This window comes from Spirillospora sp. CA-108201 (genome assembly GCF_050936235.1).
GTDB lineage: Bacteria > Actinomycetota > Actinomycetes > Streptosporangiales > Streptosporangiaceae > Spirillospora.
Genome location: NZ_JBNJNE010000001.1, coordinates 1,816,594 through 1,832,615 on the forward strand (window position 1 = coordinate 1,816,594; position 16,022 = coordinate 1,832,615).

At 74.5% G+C, this 16,022-nt stretch carries 12 protein-coding genes; 9 read left to right on the forward strand and 3 right to left on the reverse strand.

The features are described 5' to 3' along the window. The first annotated feature begins 19 nt into the window (after positions 1 to 19). From ACQEU6_RS09095 to ACQEU6_RS09110, 4 genes are read left to right on the forward strand one after another with little or no spacing between them, the layout of a single operon-like run. The gene (locus ACQEU6_RS09095; protein WP_499330569.1) at positions 20 to 1,225 is read left to right on the forward strand and encodes a branched-chain amino acid ABC transporter substrate-binding protein; all 1,206 of its coding nucleotides are present in this window, start codon (positions 20 to 22) and stop codon (positions 1,223 to 1,225) included. 11 nt (positions 1,226 to 1,236) lie between these two features. Further along, the gene (locus ACQEU6_RS09100; RefSeq protein ID WP_499330570.1) at positions 1,237 to 2,136 is read left to right on the forward strand and encodes a branched-chain amino acid ABC transporter permease; all 900 of its coding nucleotides are present in this window, start codon (positions 1,237 to 1,239) and stop codon (positions 2,134 to 2,136) included. Then, positions 2,133 to 3,896 carry a branched-chain amino acid ABC transporter ATP-binding protein/permease gene (locus tag ACQEU6_RS09105; RefSeq protein ID WP_499330572.1) on the forward strand — a complete coding sequence of 588 codons (1,764 nt, stop codon included), beginning with the start codon at positions 2,133 to 2,135 and terminating at the stop codon, positions 3,894 to 3,896. Before ACQEU6_RS09100 ends, ACQEU6_RS09105 begins: the two co-directional genes overlap by 4 nt. Next, a complete protein-coding gene (locus ACQEU6_RS09110) occupies positions 3,893 to 4,627 on the forward strand; it encodes an ABC transporter ATP-binding protein (RefSeq protein WP_499330574.1) in 735 nt (244 codons plus the stop codon). The genes ACQEU6_RS09105 and ACQEU6_RS09110 overlap by 4 nt, the downstream gene beginning before the upstream one ends. Here ACQEU6_RS09110 and ACQEU6_RS09115 read toward each other — a convergent pair. Then, entirely contained in the window at positions 4,611 to 6,737 is a 2,127-nt protein-coding gene (locus tag ACQEU6_RS09115; RefSeq protein WP_499330576.1) for a thiamine pyrophosphate-dependent enzyme, read from the reverse strand. The two genes, ACQEU6_RS09110 and ACQEU6_RS09115, sit on opposite strands and share 17 nt — an antisense overlap. Before the next feature lie 213 nt (positions 6,738 to 6,950). Here ACQEU6_RS09115 and ACQEU6_RS09120 point away from each other — a divergent pair, with 213 nt between their 5' ends. The 3 genes from ACQEU6_RS09120 to ACQEU6_RS09130 are packed head-to-tail and all read left to right on the forward strand — an operon-like array spanning position 6,951 to position 10,802. Then, positions 6,951 to 8,489, forward strand: coding sequence for an aldehyde dehydrogenase family protein (locus ACQEU6_RS09120; protein WP_499330578.1), 1,539 nt, complete (start codon positions 6,951 to 6,953; stop codon positions 8,487 to 8,489). A gap of 8 nt (positions 8,490 to 8,497) precedes the next feature. After that, positions 8,498 to 9,667 (forward strand): NAD(P)/FAD-dependent oxidoreductase, encoded by a 1,170-nt coding sequence (locus ACQEU6_RS09125; protein WP_499330580.1) that lies wholly within the window; start codon positions 8,498 to 8,500, stop codon positions 9,665 to 9,667. After that, entirely contained in the window at positions 9,660 to 10,802 is a 1,143-nt protein-coding gene (locus ACQEU6_RS09130; RefSeq protein ID WP_499330581.1) for a Glu/Leu/Phe/Val family dehydrogenase, read from the forward strand. Before ACQEU6_RS09125 ends, ACQEU6_RS09130 begins: the two co-directional genes overlap by 8 nt. On the opposite strand, the gene ACQEU6_RS09135 is transcribed toward ACQEU6_RS09130, so the two are convergent. Then, on the reverse strand, positions 10,780 to 11,706 hold the full coding sequence (locus tag ACQEU6_RS09135) for a LysR family transcriptional regulator (protein ID WP_499330583.1): 927 nt from the start codon (positions 11,704 to 11,706) through the stop codon (positions 10,780 to 10,782). The genes ACQEU6_RS09130 and ACQEU6_RS09135 overlap by 23 nt on opposite strands. 95 nt (positions 11,707 to 11,801) lie before the next feature. Continuing rightward, complete coding sequence (gene paaZ / locus ACQEU6_RS09140; RefSeq protein WP_499330584.1) at positions 11,802 to 13,835, reverse strand: phenylacetic acid degradation bifunctional protein PaaZ; 2,034 nt, start codon at positions 13,833 to 13,835, stop codon at positions 11,802 to 11,804. 648 nt (positions 13,836 to 14,483) lie between these two features. On the opposite strand from paaZ, the gene mgrA reads away from it, so the two are divergent. Both mgrA and ACQEU6_RS09150 read left to right on the forward strand, forming a co-directional pair. Then, positions 14,484 to 15,509: an L-glyceraldehyde 3-phosphate reductase gene (gene mgrA / locus ACQEU6_RS09145; RefSeq protein WP_499330586.1), complete on the forward strand. Its 1,026-nt coding sequence runs from the start codon at positions 14,484 to 14,486 to the stop codon at positions 15,507 to 15,509. A gap of 69 nt (positions 15,510 to 15,578) precedes the next feature. Continuing rightward, positions 15,579 to 16,022 carry a YbhB/YbcL family Raf kinase inhibitor-like protein gene (locus tag ACQEU6_RS09150; protein WP_499330587.1) on the forward strand — a complete coding sequence of 148 codons (444 nt, stop codon included), beginning with the start codon at positions 15,579 to 15,581 and terminating at the stop codon, positions 16,020 to 16,022.

The window sequence follows — 16,022 nt, forward strand, 5'->3', positions numbered from 1 at the left end:
CGAGCGACGGAGAGCCCCGATGACTCCACTGACCCCGCGGGACCGCGGACGCCGGTTCCGGACGCTCACCGCGGCGGGCGCCGGCCTGCTGCTCGTCCCGCTCGCCGCGGCCTGCGGGTCGGGCGGCTCCGGCGGCTCGGGCGCCATCAAGATCGGCGTCCCGGCGCCGCTGAGCGGCGACTCGGCCTCGGCGGGGCAGGACATCCTCGCCGCGGCCAAGGTCGCCGCCGACGAGATCAACAAGGCCGGCGGGGTGGACGGCCGCAAGATCCAGATCGTGGAGGCCGACGACCAGTGCAGCGCCCAGCAGGGCGCGCAGGCCGCGCAGAAGCTGCTCAACAGCGGGGTCGTGGCGGTCGCCGGCGGATACTGCTCGGGCGCGGCGGTGCCCGCGATCCCGATCTACGGAAGGCGCGGCGTCCCGTTCGTGATGGACGCCTCCACCAACCCGTCGCTCACCGACACCGGCAAGGGCAAGGTGTTCCGCACCTGCGGGCGCGACGACAACCAGGGGCTCGTCGCGGCCGAGTTCATGACGGGGCCGCTCGGCGCCAGGCGGATCGCGCTGCTGCACGACAACACCACCTACGCCAAGGGGCTCGCGGACGCGGCGGCGAACTCGGCGCGGCAGGCGGGCGGCCAGGTCGTCTACGAGAACGCGCTGCAGCCCGGCCAGTCCGACTACGGCCCCGTCCTCACCAAGATCGCCTCGACCCGGCCGGACGTGCTGTACTTCACCGGCTACTTCGCCGAGGCGGGCCTGCTGATGAAGCAGCGCCAGCGGCTCGGGCTGAAGTTCACGCTGATGGGCGGGGACGCCACGACCGACTCCACCGTGCTCAGGACCGCGGGCTCGGCTGCCGGCGGCTACATCGCCACGACCGCGCCGCTGGCCAAGGACCTGCCCGCCGCCGCGGCGTTCGTCTCGGCGTACAAGGCCGCGAACAACGCCGACCCGGGGCCGTTCTCGGTGTACGAGTACGACGCGGTGAAGGTCGTCGCCAAGGCCGTCGACGACGCCGGGTCCACCCGGGGCGCCGCGATCACCGAGGCCCTCCACAAGATCAAGGACTTCCCGGGCATCACCGGGCCCATCACCTTCGACGCCAAGGGCGACCGGACCGACCCGCTCTACATCACCGTCCAGGTCCGGAACGGCGCGTTCACCGCCTACAAGAAGCTCGACGAGAGCGGCGCCACCTGGGTGGACGCCAAGACCTCCTGATCAGGGGCCCGATGAGCGCATTCGTCCAGTACCTCGTGAACGGCCTGACGATCGGGGCGTTCCTCGCGCTGATCGCCCTGGGCTACTCGATGATCTACGGGGTGGTCCGGCTGATCAACTTCGCGCACGGGGACGTGTTCATGATCGGCGCGTTCGCCGGGTTCGGGACGCTGACCGCGCTCGGCGCCAGCGGCGGGATGGCGCTGCCCGCCATCCTCGCCGCCGTCGCGGTCGGCGCGCTGACCACCGGCGTCGTCGGCACCGGCATCGCCAGGGCCGCCTACGTGCCGCTGCTGTCGTCGCCGCGCCTGGCGCTGCTGATCGCCGCGATCGGGGTGTCGCTGGCGCTGGAGGAGGGGGTCAAGGTCCTCACCGACGCCCGGTTCAAGTCCTACCCGCACGCGCTGGACGGCGGCCGGATCCTCAGCGGCGCGGTCCACGTCACCTGGGGGCAGCTCGTCCTGGTCGTGCTGTCGGTCGCGCTGATGGCGGCGCTGTGGCTGTTCGTCACCCGCACCGTGGCGGGGACCGCGATGCGCGCGCTGGCGATGGACCGCGACGCGGCCCGGCTCCAGGGGATCAACGTGGAGCGGCTGATCCTGACGACGTTCTTCATCGGGTCGCTGCTCGCGGGCGCGGCCGGTGTCATGTACGGGCTGTACTACGTGCAGATCAGCTTCGGCATGGGCTTCCTCATCGGCCTGCGCGCGTTCACCGCCGCGGTGCTCGGCGGCATCGGCAACCTGCCGGGGACGATGGTCGCGGGCGTGTGCATCGGCCTCGTCCAGTCGTTCTCCGCCGGGTACGTCTCGTCCCGCTGGACGGACGTCATCATCTTCGGACTGCTGATCGCGGTGCTCGCGCTCAGACCCACCGGCCTGTTCGGCGAGCGCGTCGTGGAGCGCGCGTGAGGGCGCGGGCGCCGCTGCCCGCGGGCGGGGAGGCGGTCCTGCGGTACGGCGGCTGGCCGCTGCTCGTCGCGCTGGCGCTGGTCGCCGGGCAGACCCTCGACGACTACGCGCTGACCGTCGCCGGGACGATCCTGGTCTACGCGATCCTCGGGCTCGGGATCAACATCGTCGTCGGGTACGCGGGCCTGCTCGACCTCGGGTTCGCCGCGTTCTTCGCGATCGGCGCCTACACCTCCGGGCTGCTGACGCTGAAGCTCCACTGGGGCTTCTGGGCGACGCTTCCGGTCGCGGTCGCCGCCGCCGCGGTCGCCGGGGTGGTCATCGGGTACCCGACGCTGCGGCTGCGCAGCGACTACCTCGCGATCGTCACGCTCGGCTTCGGGGAGATCATCCGCATCACGGTGATCAACCTGGAGGTCACCGGGGGCCCGAACGGGCTGACCGGGATCCCCCCGGTGACGGTCGGCGGACGGGAGATCGTCACGCCGGGGGACTTCTTCCACCTCGCGCTCGCGTTCTTCGCCGTCGCGCTGGCCGCGACGGCGCTGCTGGCGAGGACGCGGCTCGCCTACGCCTGGCGCGCCGTCCGGGCCGACGACACCGCCGCCGAGGCGGTCGGCGTCCCGGCGCGGCGGGTGAAGCTGCTGGCGTACGTGCTCGGCGCGATGACCGGGGCCGTCGCGGGCCCGCTCAACGCCGCGCAGCTCGGCACGGTGGACCCCTCCAGCTTCACCTTCCTCACCTCGCTGATGATCCTCCTCGTGGTGATCATCGGCGGGATGGGCAGCCGGCCCGGCGTCATGGTCGGCGCCGTGGTCATCGTCGCGCTGCCGGAGGTGCTGCGGACCGTCCAGGAGTACCGGGGACTGTTCTTCGCCCTCCTGCTCATCGCGATCGTGCTCCTGCGGCCGCAGGGCGTGTGGCCCCACCGGCCGCGCCGCCTGCGGCTCCCGGTGCGGGCGGGGCCCGCGCCCGAGCCCCCGGCCGCCCGGGGCACGGTCCTGGAGGTGGACGGCCTGACCCGGCGCTTCGGCGGCGTCACGGCCGTGGAGGGGCTCGGCCTGCGCGCGGACGCGGGCCAGGTCGTCAGCGTGATCGGCCCGAACGGCGCGGGGAAGACCACGGCGTTCAACTGCGTCACCGGCATGATCGTCCCGTCGGCCGGGACGGTCGTGCTCGCCGGGCGGAACGTGCGCGGCCTCGCCCCGCACCGGGTGGCGTCCGCCGGGCTCGCCCGCACGTTCCAGAGCATCCGGCTGTTCGAGGAGATGACCGTCGCCGAGAACGTGCTGATCGGCCGGTTCGCCCGCGACCGGGCCCTGCTGCGGCCGCCGTCGCGCGCCGACCTCGACGCGGTGCGCCGCTGCCTGGACTTCGTCGGGCTGCTGGAGGCGGCCGACCGCCCGGCCGGCGGGCTCGCCTACGGCGACCGGCGCCGGCTGGAGATCGCGCGGGCGCTCGCGGGCGACCCGCGCGTCCTGCTGCTGGACGAGCCCGCGGCGGGCGCGAACCCGACCGAGAAGCGGGCGCTGATGGAACTGATCTCCGGCATCGGCGCGCTCGGCGCCGCCGTGGTGCTGATCGAGCACGACGTCGCGCTGGTCATGTCGATCTCCGACCGGGTGACGGTGCTGGAGCACGGGCGGACGATCGCCGAGGGGCCGCCGGCCGAGATCCAGCAGGACCCGCGGGTCATCGCCGCCTACCTCGGCGTGCCGGACGACCCGGAGACCGACCTCGTCACGGAGGTGCTGGGGTGACGCTCCTGCGGGTGAGCGACCTGCGCAGCCGGTACGGCCAGGTCGAGGCGCTGTCCGGGATCTCCTTCGAGGTCGGCGAGGGCGAGATCGTCGCGCTGCTCGGCAGCAACGGCGCGGGCAAGACCACCGCGCTGCGGACCGTCACGGGCCTGCACCGCGCCCGGTCCGGGCGGGTCGAGTTCGACGGCCGCGACATCACCCGGCTCACCGCGCACAAGGTCGTCGCGGCCGGGCTCGGGCACGTCCCGGAGGGGCGGCGCGTGTTCCCCGCGCTGACCGTCGCCGAGAACCTGCTGCTCGGCGGGTACCTGCGGCGCCGCGACCGGGCCCTCGTCGCGTCCCGCCAGGACGAGGTCTACGGCATGTTCCCGCGCCTCGGCGAGCGGCGCGGGCAGCCCGCGGGGCTGCTGTCGGGCGGCGAGCAGCAGATGCTCGCGATCGGCCGGGCGCTGATGCTGCGGCCGCGCCTGCTCGCCCTGGACGAGCCCACGATGGGGCTGGCGCCGCGGACGGCGCAGCAGGTGCTGAGGGTCGTGCGGGAGATCCGCGACCAGGGCGCCACCGTCCTGATCGTCGAGCAGAACGCCCACCAGACGCTCCGCCTCGCCGACCGCGCCTACGTCCTGGAGACCGGACGGATCGTGCTGGACGGCCCGGCGTCCGCGCTCGCCCGCGACGTCCGGGTGAAGGCCGCCTACCTGGGCGGCGACCCGGTCATCGAGGGGAGGTGAGGAGCCTGAGCGCCGCCTCCTCGATCGCGGCCTCCGACAGCAGGACGTGGTGGGCGGCGTCTCCCAGCGGGATGAAGCTGTCCTCGCTGGCGACCCTGGCCGCCCGCCCCCGGAAGCCGGCGTCGGCGAGCGCGGTCAGGACGCCCTCGGAGACTCCCCCGGTGCGGCGCGTCTCGTCCGCGACCAGGACGGCGCCGGTGGCGCGGGCCTCGCGCAGCAGGTCCTCGGCGGGGAGCGGCGCCAGCCATCGCAGGTCGAGCACCCGGCACCGGACGCCCGCGGCCTCCAGCCGGCGGGCCGCCCGCAGGCTCATCCGCAGGCCGTTGGCGAAGGAGACGACCGTGAGGTCGCCGCCGTCCCCGTAGGTGCGGGCGCGGCCGATCGGGACCGTCCCGCCGGCCGGGGCCAGCCACCCGCCGTCGCCCTCCTCGTGCAGGTCGCGGGCGTGGTAGAGCGCGATCGGCTCCAGCATCGCGCACACGCGCCCGTCGCGCTCGGCGGCGTCCAGGCACGCCCGCAGCATCCCCGCGGCGTCGTCGGGGCGGGACGGCGACGCGATGACGAGGCCCGGGACGTCGCGGAGGGCGGCGACGGCGTTGTCGTTGTGGAAGTGGCCGCCGAACCCCTTCTGATAGGCGTAGCCCGCGATCCGCACGACCATCGGGTTGCGGTACCGCCCGGAGGAGAAGAACGGCAGCGTCGCCGCCTCCCCCCGGATCTGGTCGGCGGCGTTGTGCAGGTAGGCGAGGTACTGGATCTCCGGGACCGGCAGCATCCCGGCCGTCCCGAGGCCGAGCGCGAGGCCGAGGACCGACTGCTCGTCCAGGATCGTGTCGAACACCCGCGCCGGCCCGGCCCGCCTCACCAGCCCGCGCGTGACGCCGTAGACGCCGCCCTTGCGCGCCACGTCCTCCCCGAAGACGAGCATGCCGGGCCGCTCGTCCAGCAGGTCGCCGAGCGTCCGGTTGATCGCCTGCGCCACCGTGACCGGCTCCCCCTCCGCGGGGTCCGCCCTCCCGTCGGGACGGGGGTACCGGAGCGGCGCCATGACCTCCGCGGCAGACGCCAGGCGCGGGGCCCCCGCGGCCTTCCCGGCCAGCGCCATGACCTCCGCGCGCTTGGCCTCGTAGAGGCCGACGACGTCCTCGGCGGTCGCGGCGCCGAGGTCGACGAGGAGGCGCGCGGTCCGCAGGAGCGGATCGCGCTCCAGGTCGGACGCCATCTCGGCGGCGGTCCGGTACGCCGACTCGACGTCGGAGCCGGCGTGGCCCATCAGCCGGACGGTCCGCAGGTGCAGGAACGCGGGACGGCGGCGTTCGCGGACCCACCCGGCCGCCCGCGCCGCCGCGGCGCAGGCGTCGGCGAGATCGCAGCCGTCCGCGTGGAAGTAGGCGAGGCCGGGCCGCGAGCCGTAGGCGGCGTGGATCCAGCCGGGCGCCGTGCGGACGCTGATGCCGATCCCGTTGTCCTCGCAGACGAGCAGGAGCGGCAGGGGCAGGCCCTGGTACCCGCAGTTGACGGCCGCGTTGACGGCGCCCGCGGCGGTGGAGTGGTTGGCGGAGGCGTCCCCGAAGCTGCACACGGTGACGGCGTCGCGCGGCCACGGCGAGTCCAGGCCGAGCCGGGCGGCGCGTTCGATCGCGAAGGCCACGCCAAGCGCGCGCGGCAGGTGCGAGGCGATGGTGGAGGTCTGCGGGATGACGTTGAGCTCCCGGCTGCCGAACACCTTGTGCCGTCCGCCCGCGATCGGCTCCTCGGCTGCGGCGACCAGCCCGAGGAGGACGTCGCGGAGCGGGTTCCGGCCGGGGACCTGGCGGGCCCGCTCCAGGAAGAACGCGCCCGACCGGTAGTGCGGGAGCGCCGGGTCGTCCGGGCGCAGGACGCCGGCGACGGCCGCGTTCCCCTCGTGGCCGGACGAGCCGATGGTGTAGAAGCCGTGGCCCATCGCCTGGAGGCGGCGGGCGGCGAGGTCCAGGTGCCGGCTGCCGAGCTGCGCGTCGAACAGCTCCAGGCAGCGTTCGCCGGTGAGCGCGCCCGGCGGGGCGGGCGCGCCGGACGGCACCAGCGTCGCGGCCGTCTCGAGGAAGTGGGCGTCGACGGGCTCGGGCATGCGGGCTCCTGCGTGCGGATCGGAACGCGTGTCGAGCATCGGACGCCGCCCCGGCCCCGGCCAAGCCGGGCAAGGCCGCGAACCGGTTGGGAGTTGGCCAAGGATCGCTTAACGACGCCCTGGGAAGAGCCTCAGCCCGGCTTGGCCTCGCGGTAAGGAAGCCGCGCTCTGCCCGACCTTGGCGCGGGCGGGCGGCCCGTTCAGGCTGGGATCGTGCTCACCTCCGTCATCGGCGGCTCCCGGATCCCGGCGGGGCCCCGCTCGTACCGGTCCACCGACCCCTCCCGCACGTCCGAGACGGTCGCCGAGGTGGCCCTCGCGGAGGCCGGCGACCTCGTGCGCGCCTGCCGGGCCGCCCGCGAGGCGCAGGACGCGTGGCGGGACGTGCCGGCGCCCGTCCGCGGGCAGGTCGTCGCCGCGATCGGCCGGCTCGTCGAGGCCAACAAGGCGGCCCTCGCGGCGGTCGTCACCCGGGAGGTCGGCAAGCCCCGCGCCGAGGCCCTCGGCGAGGTCCAGGAGATCGCCGACACCTGCGCGTTCTTCCTCGGGGAGGGGCGGCGGCTGTACGGGCAGACCGTCCCGTCCGAGATGCCCGACAAGCAGCTGTTCACCTTCCGGGACCCGGTCGGCGTCGTCACGGTCATCACGGCGGGGAACTTCCCGGTCGCGGTGCCGTCCTGGTACATCGTCCCCGCGCTGCTGTGCGGGAACGCGGTGGTGTGGAAGCCCGCCGAGTACGCGGCGGCCTGCGCCGAGGCGTTCTACGAGCTGTTCGCGCACGCGGGGCTGCCGGACGGCGTCCTCAACGTCGTCCACGCCGACGGCGCCGAGACGTTCCGCGGCCTTGAGCGGGCCCTGGACGAGGGGCTGGTCGACAAGGTCGGCTTCACCGGCTCCACGGAGGCCGGGTCGCGGATCGGGGAGCTGTGCGGCCGCCACCTCCAGACGCCGTGCCTGGAGCTCGGCGGCAAGAACCCGATGGTCGTCGCCGAGGACGCCGACCTGCCGCTCGCCGTCGAGGGCGCCCTGTTCTCGGGGTTCGGGACGGCCGGGCAGCGCTGCACCTCCCTCGGGACCGCGATCGTCCACGAGTCGGTGCACGGCGAGTTCGTGCGGCTGCTGGACGCGGCGACGCGGGCCGCGCCCGTCGGCGACCCGGCGGGCGACGTGCTGTTCGGGCCGCTGATCAGCGAGCGGTTCGCGGACGGCTTCGAGAAGGTCCTCGGCTGGATCGGGCCCGGCCACACCGTGCACGGGTCGTCCGCCACCGGGCGGATCACGGCGGCCGCGCCGCGGGAGGGCTTCGCCGGGGACCCCGAGGCGGGGCTGTTCTACCACCCGGTGATCGTCGACGGGGTGGGGCCCGGCGACGAGCTGTTCATGAACGAGGCGTTCGGCCCGATCATCGGCGTCGCCTCCTACCGGACCCCGGACGAGGCGATCGCCCTCGCCAACGCCCCCGGCTACGGCCTGTCCGCGTCGATCTACACCGCCGACCCGGCGAAGGTCTTCGCGTTCCGGCGGCGGATCTCCGCCGGGATGGTGAGCGTCAACAACTCCACCTCCGGGGCGGAGGCGCATCTGCCGTTCGGCGGGAACGGGCGCTCGGGCAACGGCAGCCGGCAGTCGGGCATGTGGGTGCTGGACCAGTTCACCCGCTGGCAGTCGCTGAACTGGGACACCTCGGGACGGCTGCAGAAGGCGCAGATGGACGTCCTGGAGATCGCCCCCGACCTCGGCTTCCGGCTGTAGGGGCGGGCGTGGGGACCGGGGCGTCGACCGGGCCGGACACCGAGGCCGACGTCGTCGTCATCGGCGGCGGCGTGATGGGGACGAGCATCGCGTTCCACCTCGCCGAGGCGGGCGTGCGGCGCGTGGTCCTCGCCGAGCGCGACGCGCTCGGGTCGGGCTCGACGAGCAAGGCTGCGGGCGGCGTGCGCGCCCAGTTCTCCGACGAGGTCAACATCCGGCTCGGCGCCCGCAGCCTGAAGGCGTTCACCCGGTTCTCCCGCCGTCCCGGCCAGGAGATCGACCTGCACCGGGTGGGGTACCTGTTCCTGCTGTCGCGGCCCGAGGACGTCGCGGCGTTCGAGGCGGGCGTCGCCCTGCAGAACGAGCTGGGCGTCCCGAGCCGGATGGTCTCGGTCGAGGAGGCCCGCCGCCTGTCGCCGCTGATCGTCGCCGACGGGCTGCTGGCCGCCGCGTTCTCCCCCGACGACGGGCACTGCACGCCCGAGTCGGTCGTCCTCGGGTACGCGACGGGCGCGCGGCGGCACGGCGCGCGGATCCGCACCGGCTGCGAGGTCGTCGGCCTGGAGACCGGAGGCGGCGAGATCAGGGCCGTGCTGACCTCGCGGGGGCGCATCCGCACGCCCGCCGTGGTCTGCGCGGCCGGGGCCTGGTCGGCGGCGGTGGGGCGGATGGCGGGCGTCGACCTCCCGGTCGAGCCGCTGCGCCGCCAGATCGTCTTCACCGGGCCGCTTCCGGACCTGCCGCGCCCCGTCCCGATGACGATCGACTTCGCGACGTCCTTCTACTTCCACGCCGAGGGCGAGGGCCTGATGCTCGGCATGTCCGACCCCGACGAGCGCCCCGGCTTCCTGCTCGACCGGTCCGACGCGTGGCTCCCCCGGCTCACCGAGGCGATCGGCGCCCGCGCGCCGGGCCTGCTCGACGCGGGCCTGGCCGGCGGCTGGGCCGGCCTCTACGAGGTGACGCCCGACCACAACGCGCTCATCGGGGAGGACGCCTCGGTGTCGCGGTTCCTCTACGCGACCGGCTTCTCCGGTCACGGCTTCCTCCAGGGCCCCGCCGTCGGCGAGGTCGTCCGCGACCTGTACCTTCGCCGCGCGCCCTTCGCCGACGTCGCCCCCCTCAGCGCCGCCCGGTTCGCCGGTGACGCCCTCCGCCCGGAGACCAACCGTGTCTGACGTGCTCGCGCTGATGGACGAGTGGGGCCCCGAGCGGGTCGTGTGCGTGTCCGACGCCCGGACCGGGATGCGGGGCGTGCTCGTCATCGACAACACCGCCCGCGGCATGGGCAAGGGCGGCATGCGGATGAGCCCGTCGGTGACGGTCGCGGAGGTGGCGCGGCTCGCCCGGGTCATGACCTACAAGTGGGCGGGCGTCGACCTGTTCTTCGGCGGCGCCAAGGCCGGGATCGCGGCGGACCCCGGGGCGCCGGACCGGGAGGCGGTCCTGCGCGCGTTCGTCCGGGCGCTGTCGCAGGAGATCCCCCGCCGCTACGTGGCGGGCCTGGACATGGGGCTGTCGGAGCGGGACGCGGCGATCGTCCAGGACGAGCTGGACGACCGGGGCGCGGCCGTCGGCACCCCGCACGTCCTCGGCGGCATGCCCTACGACGAGCTGGGCGTGACCGGCTTCGGCGTCGCGGAGGCCGCCGACGCCGCGGCCCAGCACGCCGGGACGTCCCTGCGGGGCGCGCGGGTCGCGGTGCAGGGGTTCGGGGCGGTCGGCCATGCGGCGGCGCGGCGCCTGCACGAACTGGGCGCGGCCGTCGTGGCGGTCTCGACCGTGCGCGGCGCGCTGCACGACCCGGACGGCCTGGACGTCGCGCGGCTCCTCGCCCTGCGCGCGGAGGCGGGCGACGCGGCGGTGGAGGAGTACGGCGGGCGGCTCCTGGCGCCCGGCGCCGAGCTGTCGCTCCCGGCCGACGTCCTCGTCCCAGCCGCGACGCAGGACGTCATCGACGAGGAGGCGGCGGCGAACGTCCGGGCGGCGATCGTGGTGGAGGGCGCGAACCTTCCCACCGGGCCGGCGGCGCAGCGCGTCCTCGCCGCACGCGGCGTGACCGTCGTTCCGGACTTCGTCGCGAACGCGGGCGGCGTGGTCGCGGCGGGGTTCGCGATGGACGCCCGCTACTCGGCGTTCCGCCCCGACCCGGACGCGGTGTTCGCGGCGGTCTCGGCGAAGATGCGCGACAACACCGGCCGGGTCCTGGACGCCGCCCGCGCGGGGGGCGCCACGACGCACGAGGCGGCCGTCGCGCTGGCGCAGCAGCGCGTCCGCGCCGCGATGGAGCTCAAGGGCCGGTGGCGCCGCTGACCTCGCTCTGGACGCCCCGGGCGACCTCGATGAGGCCGCGCATGGCGTCCTTGACGAGCGGGTTGGTGTTGGTGGCGCGGCGCAGCACGGTCACGTGCCGCCGCGGGCTGCGGCGGCTGAGCCGCAGGGTCCTCAGTCCCGGCGCCGGGACGCAGCCGAGCGCGGGGACGAGCGCGATGCCGAGGCCGCACCCGACCAGCCCGCAGACCACGGCGTAGTCGTTGCTGCGGAACGCGATGTCGGGGACGAACCCGGCGGTCCCGCACAGCCGCAGCAGCGCCTGCGCGCCCGAGCTGTCGGGGCGGCTCGCGATCCACGTCTCCGACCGCAGGTCCCGCAGCCGGACGGTGCGCCCGCCGGCGAGCGGGTGGTCCCGCGGGACGCACAGCACCAGGTTCTCGTCCATCACCGGCGTCTCCACGATCTGGTCGGGCCAGGTGCGCGGGAACAGGTCGTACCGGTAGGCGAGCTGGAGGTCGAGGTCGCCGTCGAGCAGTTCGGGGAGCAGCTCGTCCGGTTCGCCCTCCGCGAGCGTGATGTCGATGCCGGGCCGGACCCGCGACAGCTCCGCCAGCACCCGCGGCAGGATGCGGGCGCTGGCGGTCGGGAAGCTGCCGAGCTGCAGGGCGCCGCGCTCGCCGCTGGCGACCGTGCGCAGCTCCCGCTCCAGGGTGTCGAGGGCCGACAGCACGTCGTTGCCCTTGCTGACCATCAGGAACGCGGCGCTCGTCGGGCGCACGCTGCGCGCCCGGCGCTCGAACAGCACCAGGCCGCAGGCGCGCTCCAGCGCGGCGATCTGCTGGGAGACGGCGGACGCTGTGTAGCCGAGGTTGCGGGCCGCGTCCGCGAACGAGCCGGTGCGGACGACCTCGCGCACGGTCTGGATGTGCAGGGGACTGATCATGGGCGCACCCCGTTCAGCGCTGAACGCCACCGTCTCCCCGCAGACGCCTCCCCTCATGCGTATCATCCCGTGGCCCGGCCCCCCAGGCCCGAAGATCAGTCGTCCCGCGGGCGCTTGGCCACCAGCGTCAGGACGTCGTACCTGGCGACCGAGGCTCCCTCCTGGTTCGTGACGTCGGTGTCCCAGCGGACCTCGCCGTACTCGGCGCCCTCGCGCGGCGTGATCTGCTTGGCCGTCAGGGTGACGGTCAGCTCGTCGCCCGGCTTGACGGGCGTGAGGAACCGGAGGTTCTCCAGGCCGTAGTTCGCCAGGACGGGCCCCGGGGACGGCTCGACGAACAGCCCGGCCGCGAACGACACGACCAGGTAGCCGTGCGCGACGCGCCCGCCGAAGAACGGGTTCGCCCTCGCGGCCTCCTCGTCGGTGTGGGCGTAGAAGGTGTCGCCGGTGAACTCGGCGAAGTGCTCCACGTCGTCGAGGGCGACGACGCGCGGGCCGCCGGCGGCGGTGTCGCCGACGCGCAGGTCCTCCAGGTGCTTGCGGAACGGGTGCACGTCGGTGACCGTCCGGTCGGTGCCGGGGACCCAGCGACCGGTGATGGAGGTGAGCATCGCCGGCCCGGCCTGGACGGCGGTGCGCCGCATGTGGTGCACGACGCCGCGGATCCCGCCCATCTCCTCGCCGCCGCCGGCGCGGCCGGGGCCGCCGTGGACGAGCGCGGGCAGCGGCGAGCCGTGCCCGGTCGACTCCTTGGCGTCCTCGGCGTTCAGCACGAGCAGCCGGCCGTGCCACGGCGCGGCGCCGAGCACCACCGCGCGGGCGAACTCCGCGTCGCCGGTCACGATCGATCCGGCGAGGCTGCCGCGCCCGCGCGCGGCCAGCTCGACCGCCTGTTCGGCGCCCTCGTAGGGGATCAGGGTGCTGACCGGGCCGAACGCCTCGACCTCGTGCGGCTCCGCGCGGCCGGCGTCGTCGGCGCGCAGCAGCACCGGGGAGATGAACGCGCCGCGCTCGGCGTCCGCGCCCACGACCTCCACCCGCTCGGGGTCTCCGAACACGGCGCGGCCGGCGTCCATGAGCGCCTTCAGGGAGCGCCGCACCTCCTCGCGCTGGTCGAGCGTGGCGAGGGCGCCCATCCGCACGGACGGGTCGGACGGGTTCCCGACCGCGACCTTCGCGAGCCGCTCCCGGACGGCCTCGGCGACGTCGTCCATGAGCCCGGCGGGGACGAGCGCCCGGCGGATCGCCGTGCACTTCTGGCCCGCCTTCACGGTCATCTCCGTGACGAGCTGCCGGACGTACAGGTCGAACTCCTGCGTGCCGGGCGCCGCGTCCGGCCCGAGGACGGAGCAGTTCAGCGAGTCGGCCTCGGCGTTGAACCGCACCGCGTTCCCCACGACGACGGGGTGGGTGCGCAGCAGCCGGGCCGTGGACGCCGACCCGGTGAACCCGACGATGTCCTGCTCGGTGAGGTGGTCGAGGAGGTCGCGCGGCTCGCCGCAGACCATCTGCACCGACCCCTCGGGCAGGATCCCCGCCTCGACGATCAGCTCGACCAGCCGGGCGGTCAGGTAGGCGGTCTGGCTCGCCGGCTTGATCAGGCTCGGCACCCCGGCGATGAACGCGGGCGCCAGCTTCTCCAGCGGACCCCAGACCGGGAAGTTGAACGCGTTGATCTGCACCGCGACGCCGTGCGACGGCGTGCACAGGTGCTGCCCGACGAACGTCCCGCCCCGGCCGAGCGGCTCCACGTCGCCCTCGACCAGCACCGTGTCGTTCGGCAGCTCCCGCTTGCCCTTGCTCGCGTAGGCGAAGAGGACGCCGATGCCGCCGTCCACGTCGAACTTCGAATCGTTCAGCGTCGCGCCCGTCCTGGCCGACAGGGCGTACAACTCCTCGCGGTGCTCCCGCAGATGGGACGCGAGCGCCTTCAGCAGGGCCGCGCGCTGGTGGAACGTCAGCTCCCTCAGTACCGGGCCGCCGACCGACCGCCCGTACTCCAGGGCGGCGCCCATGTCGACCCCCGCCGAGGAGATCCGGGCGATCTCCTCCCCGGTGACGGCGTCGTGCAACGGCGCCCCCTCGTCATCCGGGGCACGCCAGGAACCCGACACATAACTGCGCAGCACGACCACTGGGACCTCCTTGTCCAGACCTCAGACCATTCTTGCCACTTCGCAGCTCCCTTCACCCTCGCAGACATGACAGCCGGGGCCCCGTTCCTTTGTGTACTCCCGCGCCGCCGCCGCACACCGGCGCCGCGTGTGACGCAGGTCACCTAGAGAACGAAGAACTTCCACGCGTCCTGGCAGACCCCCACGTGGGGGGAGCGGCGCAGCCCTTCCAGGAGGTCCTGCCATTCGCCGGTCCATCCGGCGGCCAGGCCGCCTCCGCCACCGAGCCCGCCCGCAACAGGCCGGGGCCGTCCCACGCGCGCAGCAGGGCCTCCGCCGCGCCGCGAGCCCGCATCCGTTCGAGCAGCCGGGCCGCCTGCTTGCGGGAAGGCGCGCACGGCAGGCAGGGCGTTCGCACGGCCCGCGCGCCGACAGGACGCCGAGGGTCTCGCGGAGTTCGGGGGTCCTGGAGGCGCGGCGGGCCCGCAGGGCGAGCTCCCGCATGCGGTCCGGGTACGGCAGGGTGTCGAGAGCCGGTTCCCAGACGGGCTCGGCGGGGCTCAGCGGCCCGGGCGGCGGACGCCCTTCCTGAAGATCATGGTGCCGATCATGGCGGAGCGGCGGCGCGTCCGGCGAGCCGCCTGCCCTGAAATACTGCTGACCATGACCTTTGTGGCAGACAGTGAGCGATACGAGCGCCTCCCCTACCGGCGGTGCGGGCGGAGCGGCCTGCGGCTCCCGGCGATCTCGCTGGGGCTGTGGCACAACTTCGGCGACGACCGGCCGCTGGACGTCCAGCGGGCCATCCTGCGGCGCGCGTTCGACCTCGGTGTCACCCACTTCGACCTCGCCAACAACTACGGCCCGCCGTACGGGTCCGCGGAGACCAACTTCGGCCGGATCCTGCGCGAGGACCTCGCCCCGTACCGCGACGAGATCATCATCTCGACCAAGGCGGGCTACGACATGTGGCCGGGCCCGTACGGCGAGTGGGGGTCGCGCAAGTACCTGCTCGCGAGCCTCGACCAGTCGCTGCGCCGGATGGGCGTCGACTACGTCGACGTCTTCTACAGCCACCGCTTCGATCCGGAGACGCCGCTGGAGGAGACGATGGGGGCGCTGGACCGGGCCGTCCGGTCGGGCAGGGCCCTGTACGCGGGGATCTCGTCCTACTCTCCCGAGCGCACCGCCGAGGCGGCGGCGATCCTGCGGGAGATGGGGACCCCGCTCCTGATCCACCAGCCCTCCTACTCGATGCTCAACCGCTGGATCGAGGGCGGGCTGCTCGACACGCTCGAACGGGAGGGCGCGGGCTGCATCGCGTTCTCGCCGCTGGCGCAGGGGATGCTGACCGGCAAGTACCTCGGCGGCGTGCCGGAGGGGTCCCGGGCGAGCAAGGGCACGTCGCTGTCCACGAGCCTGCTCACCGAGGACAACCTGCGGCACGTCCGGACGCTGCACGAGATCGCCGAGCGGCGCGGGCAGTCGCTCGCCCAGATGGCGCTGGCCTGGTCGCTGCGGGACGGCCGGGTCACCTCGGCGCTGATCGGCGCGAGCAGCGTCGCGCAGCTGGAGGAGAACCTCGCCGCCCTCGACCGGCTCGACTTCGCCCCGGACGAGCTCGCCGCGATCGACCGGGACGCCGTCGAGGCGGGGATCAACATCTGGGCGGCCTCCAGCGCGGGCTGACCAGGCCGCCGACCGGGACGGCGCGTGCATCGACCGGGCGTGACGGGGCACGAGCGGGCTATGGAAGAGATGACGCTGAGGAGCGCCGCGTTCGGCGACCACACGCTCATGCCGTCGGACTACTCCCACGACAGCGGGGACCTCTCGCCGCCGCTGGAGTGGTCGCCCGTCCCCGAGGAGGTGGTGGAGCTGGTGCTGGCGTGCGAGGACCCCGACGCCCCGTCCGGCACGTTCGCGCACTGGCTGCTCGCCGGCATCGACCCGTCGACGACCGGCCTGGACGCCGGGGAGCTGCCGACCGGCGCCGTCCTCGGGCGCAACGACTACGGCTCCGGGGGCTACGGCGGGCCGAAGCCCCCGGCGGGCGACGACCCGCACCGGTACTTCTTCCGGCTGTACGGGCTGGAGGAGCCGTCCGGGCTGCGCGACGGCTTCACCGCCGAGGACCTGCGGACCGCCGTCGAGGACAGGACGGTCGCGTCGGGGACGCTCGTCGGCACCTACGCCAGGTGA